The sequence below is a fragment of the Blastococcus sp. SYSU DS0669 genome (assembly GCF_054050895.1).
Genome location: NZ_JBJHAE010000033.1, coordinates 21572 through 27862, shown reverse-complemented (window position 1 = coordinate 27862; position 6291 = coordinate 21572). Strand labels below are relative to the sequence as shown.

At 76.2% G+C, this 6291-nt stretch carries 7 protein-coding genes; 2 read left to right on the top strand and 5 right to left on the bottom strand.

Annotated elements, in window-relative coordinates:
• Positions 1 to 122: 122 nt before the first annotated feature.
• Positions 123 to 1610 carry a protein kinase domain-containing protein gene (locus ACI792_RS20030; RefSeq protein ID WP_456604135.1) on the bottom strand — a complete coding sequence of 496 codons (1488 nt, stop codon included), beginning with the start codon at positions 1608 to 1610 and terminating at the stop codon, positions 123 to 125.
• Entirely contained in the window at positions 1607 to 3256 is a 1650-nt protein-coding gene (locus ACI792_RS20025; protein WP_456604134.1) for a protein kinase domain-containing protein, read from the bottom strand. Before ACI792_RS20025 ends, ACI792_RS20030 begins: the two co-directional genes overlap by 4 nt.
• 351 nt (positions 3257 to 3607) lie before the next feature.
• Between ACI792_RS20025 and ACI792_RS20020 the strand changes: the two genes are divergently transcribed.
• On the top strand, positions 3608 to 4384 hold the full coding sequence (locus tag ACI792_RS20020) for an enoyl-CoA hydratase-related protein (RefSeq protein ID WP_456604133.1): 777 nt from the start codon (positions 3608 to 3610) through the stop codon (positions 4382 to 4384).
• A 91-nt stretch (positions 4385 to 4475) separates the two neighbouring features.
• On the opposite strand, the gene ACI792_RS20015 is transcribed toward ACI792_RS20020, so the two are convergent.
• A complete protein-coding gene (locus tag ACI792_RS20015) occupies positions 4476 to 4694 on the bottom strand; it encodes a hypothetical protein (protein WP_456604132.1) in 219 nt (72 codons plus the stop codon).
• Between the two features lie 98 nt (positions 4695 to 4792).
• Between ACI792_RS20015 and ACI792_RS20010 the strand changes: the two genes are divergently transcribed.
• Positions 4793 to 5431 (top strand): MBL fold metallo-hydrolase, encoded by a 639-nt coding sequence (locus ACI792_RS20010; RefSeq protein WP_456604131.1) that lies wholly within the window; start codon positions 4793 to 4795, stop codon positions 5429 to 5431.
• Between the two features lie 24 nt (positions 5432 to 5455).
• Here the strand turns inward: ACI792_RS20010 and ACI792_RS20005 are convergent, their stop codons facing one another.
• Both ACI792_RS20005 and ACI792_RS20000 read right to left on the bottom strand, forming a co-directional pair.
• Entirely contained in the window at positions 5456 to 5731 is a 276-nt protein-coding gene (locus tag ACI792_RS20005) for a GlsB/YeaQ/YmgE family stress response membrane protein (RefSeq protein WP_456604130.1), read from the bottom strand.
• Positions 5732 to 5860: 129 nt separating this feature from the next.
• Entirely contained in the window at positions 5861 to 6289 is a 429-nt protein-coding gene (locus tag ACI792_RS20000) for an SRPBCC family protein (protein ID WP_456604129.1), read from the bottom strand.
• Positions 6290 to 6291: the final 2 nt, after the last annotated feature.

Sequence of the window (6291 nt, the reverse complement as noted above, 5' to 3'; positions counted from 1 at the left end):
ATTAGCGTGGGACAACGAGACCTCCGGGCGGTTGGTGAGGCGTCAGCACCCACACCTTCGCTCGGAGGTCTCCTGCTTGATCAGTTAGGCGGCGCCGTCAACAACGCCCGTGGTCATTACAGCTAGCCGCGGCCCCGGCCGTTGCCCCCGCCGTTCCCGTTGCCGCCGGCGTCGCCGCTCCCGTTCCCACCCCCGTTGCCGTTCCCGGACCGGTCGTCACCCTGCCCGTCGTCACCCTCGCCGTCGTCACCCTCGCCGTCGTCGCCCTCGCCGTCGTCGCCACCGCCGCCGCCCCCCACCGGCACCGGGACGGGAACCACCGGCGCCTCGGGTGCGGGGGCCACGGGCGCCGGGGCGGGCTCCGGCTGCGGTGGTGCGATCGCGTAGGTGACCGTGACGACCGTGCCTCGGGCGACCGCGCCCACCGGCGAGAGCTCCAGCACGTGGTCGGCGGGGACCGCGGCGCTCTCCCGGCCGACCAGCTCGACGCCCAGGCCGGCGTCGGCCAGCTCGCCCTCCACCTCGGCCACCGGGCGGCCGACGAAGTCGGAGGCCGCGAGGGTCACCGGCTCGGGGGCTTCGCTGGTGCCGGTCCCGGGGTCGGCGGGGGCCTCCGCCCACACCTGCAGGGCGGCGACGCCGAGCCCGATCCCGACCACGAGGGCGGCCAGGGGCGCGAGGAGGCGCCGCCGGAGCGACCGCGGCGCCGGGACCGCGACGGCGAGCGGATGGGTCGCCGCCGGCCGGGGCACCGGCACCAGCGGCCGGCCGGCGCGGACGTCGTCGACGGCATCCCGGAAGGCGGCACCGTCGGCGAAGCGCTCGGCCGGGTCCTTGAGCAGCGCCCGGTCGACGAGCGTGCGCACCTGCTCCGGGACGTCGGCCGGCAGCGGCGGCGGCTCCTCGCGGAGCTGGCGCAGCGCGATGTGCACCGAGTTGTCGCCGTCGAAGGCACGGTGGCCGGCGAGGCACTCGTACCCGATCATGCCGAGGGCGTAGACGTCGCTGGCCGGGCCGGCCTTGCTGCCACCGGCCTGCTCCGGGGAGAGGTAGTGCGCGGTGCCCACGACCTGGCCGGTCTGGGTGAGCGGCGCGCTCGCGGCCGACCAGGCGATGCCGAAGTCGGTGATCTTCACGGTGCCGTCGTGGCCGACCAGCACGTTGCCCGGCTTCACGTCCCGGTGCACCAGGCCCGCGGCGTGCGCCGCGGCCAGGCCGGCCGCGGTCTGGTGCAGCACGTCCAGGGTGCGGTCGACACCGAGCCGGCCCTCCCGCTGCAGCACCTGGGCCAGCGACTCCCCCTCGACGAGCTCCATGACGAGGTAGGCGAGGGCCTCGCCGTCGCCGTCGGTGGTCTCGCCGTAGTCGAACAGGGCGGCGATGTTGCGATGGGTGAGCAGGGCGCTGTGCCGGGCCTCCGCGCGGAAGCGGGCCAGGAAGGTCGGGTCGCCGGCGTACTCGCTCCGCAGCACCTTCACGGCCACGGACCGCCCGAGGACGACGTCCCGGGACCGCCAGACCTGCCCCATGCCGCCGGTCGCGAGCAGCGAGAGCAGTTCGTAGCGACCGCTCAGCAGGCGCGACGACGGCGGCCGGTGCCGCAGGCTCACGGCAGCGTCGTGGCGCTGGACGACGTCGTGGTGGAGGGCGTGGTGCTGGCGGTGGTCCGGCTGGGCTCCGTCGTCGTCGGGGTCGGCGACGTGGTCGGGGTCGGGGTCGGCGACGGGTCGGTGGTCGGGGTCGGGGTCCCCGGGAGACTGGTCGTCGTGCTGGCCGGCGCACTGCTGCTGCCACCGGTGCCGGTGCCGGTGCCGGTGCCGGTGCCGGTGCCCGCAGTGGTCGTCGCGGGGGCCGGGGCCTCGGTCGTCGGCGCGCTGGAGGGGACCTCCTGGTCGACCGCGGCACCGGTCACCGCCGGCGCACGGCGCTGCTCCGACGTCTCCGAGGCGGTGGCGTAGCGGAGGACCACCTGGTCACCGGCGCGCAGCGGGCGCCCGGCGGGCTCCACCCCGGTGACCCGGTCGGGGACGACGTCGTCGCGCACCTCCGCCCGGACGGTGACGGTCAGACCAAGATCGGCCAGCCGGTCGGCCACCTCGCCCACCGGCCGGCCGAGGTAGTCCTCCGCCGCCAGCACGATGCTGCCGTCGATGCGCTCCGTGGCCGCGGCGGCGCTGTTCGGCGGCGCCCCCTGGGTCAGCGTCTGCAGCAGGGTCGCGGTGATCCCCGCGCCGGCCAGCAGTCCGATGAGGGGCAGCAGGACCACCGCGAGCCGACCGCGCCGCCGGGCGACCGGGGGGCGGGCGCCCCGGGACCCGGGGCGCTCCCCGGTGGGCGGTCCGCCCGCAGGACGCGCCGGTGCGGCGCGGCGCCGCCGCGGGACGGCGTCGACGGCCACCGTGCCCGGATCGAGCCGGCGACCGGCCTGCACGTCGGCGACGGCGGCGGCGAAGCTGGCGCCGTCGGGGTAGCGCGCGGCGGGGTCCTTGACCAGCGCGCGGCCGATCAGCGTCCGGACGCCGGGAGGCAGCTCGCCCGGCAGCGGGTCGGGGTCCTCCTGCACCTGCTTCAGCGCGATGGTGACGGCGTTGTCGCCCTCGAAGGCCGGGTGCCCGGTGAGGCACTCGTAGCCGATGAGCCCGAGCGCGTAGACGTCGCTCGCGGGGGTGGCGTGCCGGCCCTCGGCCTGCTCGGGGGAGAGGTACTGCGGCGTGCCGATGACCTGGCCGGTGCGGGTGAGCGCGACGCTGCGCGCCGACCAGGCGATCCCGAAATCGGTGATCTTCACGGCGCCGTCGGGACGCACGAGGATGTTGCCGGGCTTGACGTCGCGGTGCACCAGCCCGCTCCGGTGGGCCTCGGCCAGCGCGGCGGCGGTCTGCCCCAGCAGGGAGAGCGTCGTCTCCGGGCCCAGCCGGCCCTCCCGGCGGAGCAGCGCCGAGAGCGGCTCGCCCTCCACCAGCTCCATCACCAGGTAGGCGAGGGTCTCCCCCGACCCGTCCCGGGCGGTCTCCTCGCCGTAGTCGTAGACGGCGGCGATACCGGGGTGGTTGAGGGCGGCGGCGTGCTGGGCCTCGGCCCGGAAGCGGGCGACGAACGTCGGGTCGCCGGTGTATTCACTGCGCAGGACCTTGACGGCGACCGGGCGGTGCAGGGCCTCGTCGAGCCCTCGCCAGACCTGCCCCATGCCGCCGGCGGCGATCAGCAGCTGCAGTTCGTAGCGGTCTCCCAGGCGCCTGCGTCCTGGTTCCACCACGGGGGTCACTCCTCGTCCGTCCGGCCCAGCGCACGGGCCGTGGCGCCGCGCGACTGGGTCATCGTCCACTACCACCGAGGATGCCCCCTCCTGCCCCAGGAGCCCCGCCCGCCACACCGGCGTGCCGGTTGCAGTTCGTGCACGGAGGGCTACCCGGTCCGTCGGCCGGGCCGCCGGCGGGCGACTCCGCCGTCCTCGGCCTCGCGGTGCGCAGCCCGCCTCGCCGCGCACCACGAGGACGACGTGCGCGCGGCCGGACCGGCCCCGCACGCGGGCGGGACGCCGCCTGGCAAGGTGACCGCCGACAGGGCCGCGCCGTGCGGCCGACCGCGACCGGAAGGCGGGGCGCCGATGCCCGACACCGTGACCCGGGAGGACGCCGACGGCGTCGCGACCCTCACCCTGCTGCGCCCCGGGCTGACCCACGCCTCGCGCGGCGAGCTGCTGGCCGCGGTGCGCGACGTCGCGGCGGACGACTCGGTGCGCGCAGTGCTGCTCACCGGGACCGGCCGCGCGTTCTGCGTCGGGCAGGACCTGGGCGAGCACCTGGCGGAGATGCAGGGGGGCGTGGAGGCGCCGCTCTCGGTGGTGGAGCGGGAGTACAACCCGCTGGTGCTGGCGCTGGCCGGCCTGCGGGTGCCGGTGGTGGTCGGTATCAACGGCGCCTGCGCGGGGGCGGGTCTGGGCCTGGCCCTCGCCGGCGACCTGCGGGTGGCCGCGGCGGGCGCGAAGTTCACGACCGCGTTCACCGGCATCGGCCTGTCGAGCGACTCGGCGCTGGCGGCCCGGCTGGTGCACTGCGTCGGCGGCTCGCGCGCCACCGAGCTGCTGCTGCTGCCCGAGCCCTTCCTGACCGAGACCGCCGCGGAGTGGGGGCTGGTGCACCGCGTCGTGGCGCCGGAGCAGGTACTGCCCGAGGCGCAGGAGCTGGCGGCCCGGCTGGCCGCGGGCCCGACCGCCGCCTACCGGGCCGTGAAGACGGTCCTCGCGACCGCCGCGACCGACTCGCTGGAGGAGACGCTGGCCCTCGAGGGGCGGCTGCAGGCCGAGGTGGGGCAGTCCGCCGACCACCGCGAGGCCGTCGAGGCCTTCATGGAGAAGCGCGCGCCGCGGTTCACCGGCCGCTGAGGCAGCCGGGTCGCGGGACGGGTGCACCTGCCGCCGGGCGGGCGGGGCCGGCGGCAGGGCGTTCAGGGGGTCGCCGTCGCCGGCGACGCCGTCACCGGGCGAGCGCGACGCAGGCCGGGCAGACGTCGGAGGCCTGCACGGGCCACGGCTGCTCGGGGGTGACCCGGGCCAGGGAGCCGCAGACGGTGAGCTCGCAGGCGCTGTCGACCTCGGCCGGCGGCCGGTGCAGCTCCACGGCGTGCCACAGCGCGGCGGTGGGCCCGTGCGCGCGGCTGCGGGCGGCGGCGAACGCGGTGCTCTGCAGCATCATGCGGAAGAGGTCGGCAGCCGGGCGGCCGCGGGTGATCGAGACGAGGAGCCGGCTGCCCCGGAAGGGTGAGCCGCGCGGCCCGGGTGCAGGATCGCGGCATGGAGCTCACCAAGCACGGGCACGCCTGCGTGGTCCTCTCCGACGGCGACCGCCGGCTGGTGGTCGACCCGGGCGCCTTCACCGACCCGGTGGCGCTCGAGGGCGCGACCGCGGTGCTGGTCACGCACGAGCACGCCGACCACTTCGTCGCCGACCGCCTGCGGGCGGCGCTGGAGGCCGAACCGTGGCTCGAGGTCTGGACCAACCGCTCCGTGGCGGCGGCGCTCGAGGGCGCCGGGAGCCGGGTGCACGTGGTGGGGGCCGGCGACGCGGTGACGGTCGCCGGGTTCGAGGTGCAGGTGCACGGCGAGCTGCACGCGGAGATCCACCCGGAGCTCCCCCGGGTGGCCAACATCGGCTTCCTCGTCGACGAGCAGGTCTTCCACCCCGGCGACGCCTTCACGGTGCCCGGGACGCCGGTCCCGACGCTTCTCCTGCCGCTGCACGCACCCTGGTCCCGCACGGCGGAGGTCATCGACTACGTGCGCGAGGTGCGGGCCGACCAGGTGTTCGCCGTGCACGACGGGCTGCTCAACGACACCGGGATCGGCGTCCTGAGCGGGCTGCTGGGGGAGCGGGGCCCGGGGACCCCGACCCCCTTCGGCCGGCTGGCGCCCGGGGAGTCCGTCGAGCTCTGAGCCGACGGACCCCCCGGGACGGGGTCAGCGGCGGACGGAGCGGCTGTTGCGACCCGTGATCGTCGAGGCGGCCACGACCAGCACCGCCGCGACGATGATGGAGATGATCCACCGGATCCAGTCGATGCCGCGCGTGTCGTCGACCCCCAGGGCACCGGCCAGGTAGTAGCCGATGAGCACACCACCGATGCCGCACAGCAGCGTCAGCCAGAGGGGTGTGTTGTCACGCGTGCCCGGGGCGACGAACTTCCCCAGCAGGCCGATGATGAGACCCGCGATGATCAACCCGATGATCTCCATAGCCAACTCCTCAGTGATCCGCCCGGCGTGCGCGGTCCCAGCGGGGTGCCGGGTGTGCCGCCGGGGCACGAGGAGTTCCGTACCCGCGCTCTTTACGGTGATGCGTCATTCCCTCGATCGAGGTGGTGATCACGGCCTCTCGGAGGTATGCGCCGCCGCCACGTGCGCGGGCACCTTGGCCAGCTCGGCGTCGACGGTCCGCTGCACGAGCCGGCGCACGGCCGCCCGGGTCAGCCGGCGGACGACCCGGCTGCCACCGGTGGGCTCGTGGCCGATCGTGATGGAGATGCGCGTGCCGCCGTCGGCGGTGTCGGCCAGCTCGATCTCCGTCGTCCACGTCTCGGGGGTGAGTTCCAGGCGGGTGGCCACCCGCGAGAGCGGCTCCCAGGTGAGGATCTCGCCGCGCGGCGAGCCGGCGCGGGGCGCGGCGCCGTCCAGCCGGCCCGGGGCGCAGACGAAGGTCGTGCCGACTCGGGGGACCGCACCGGGGCGGTCCAGCAGGTAGGAGACGTCGCAGACGGCGCAGTAGGGCTCGAGCACCGCAAGCGCACGCCACACCT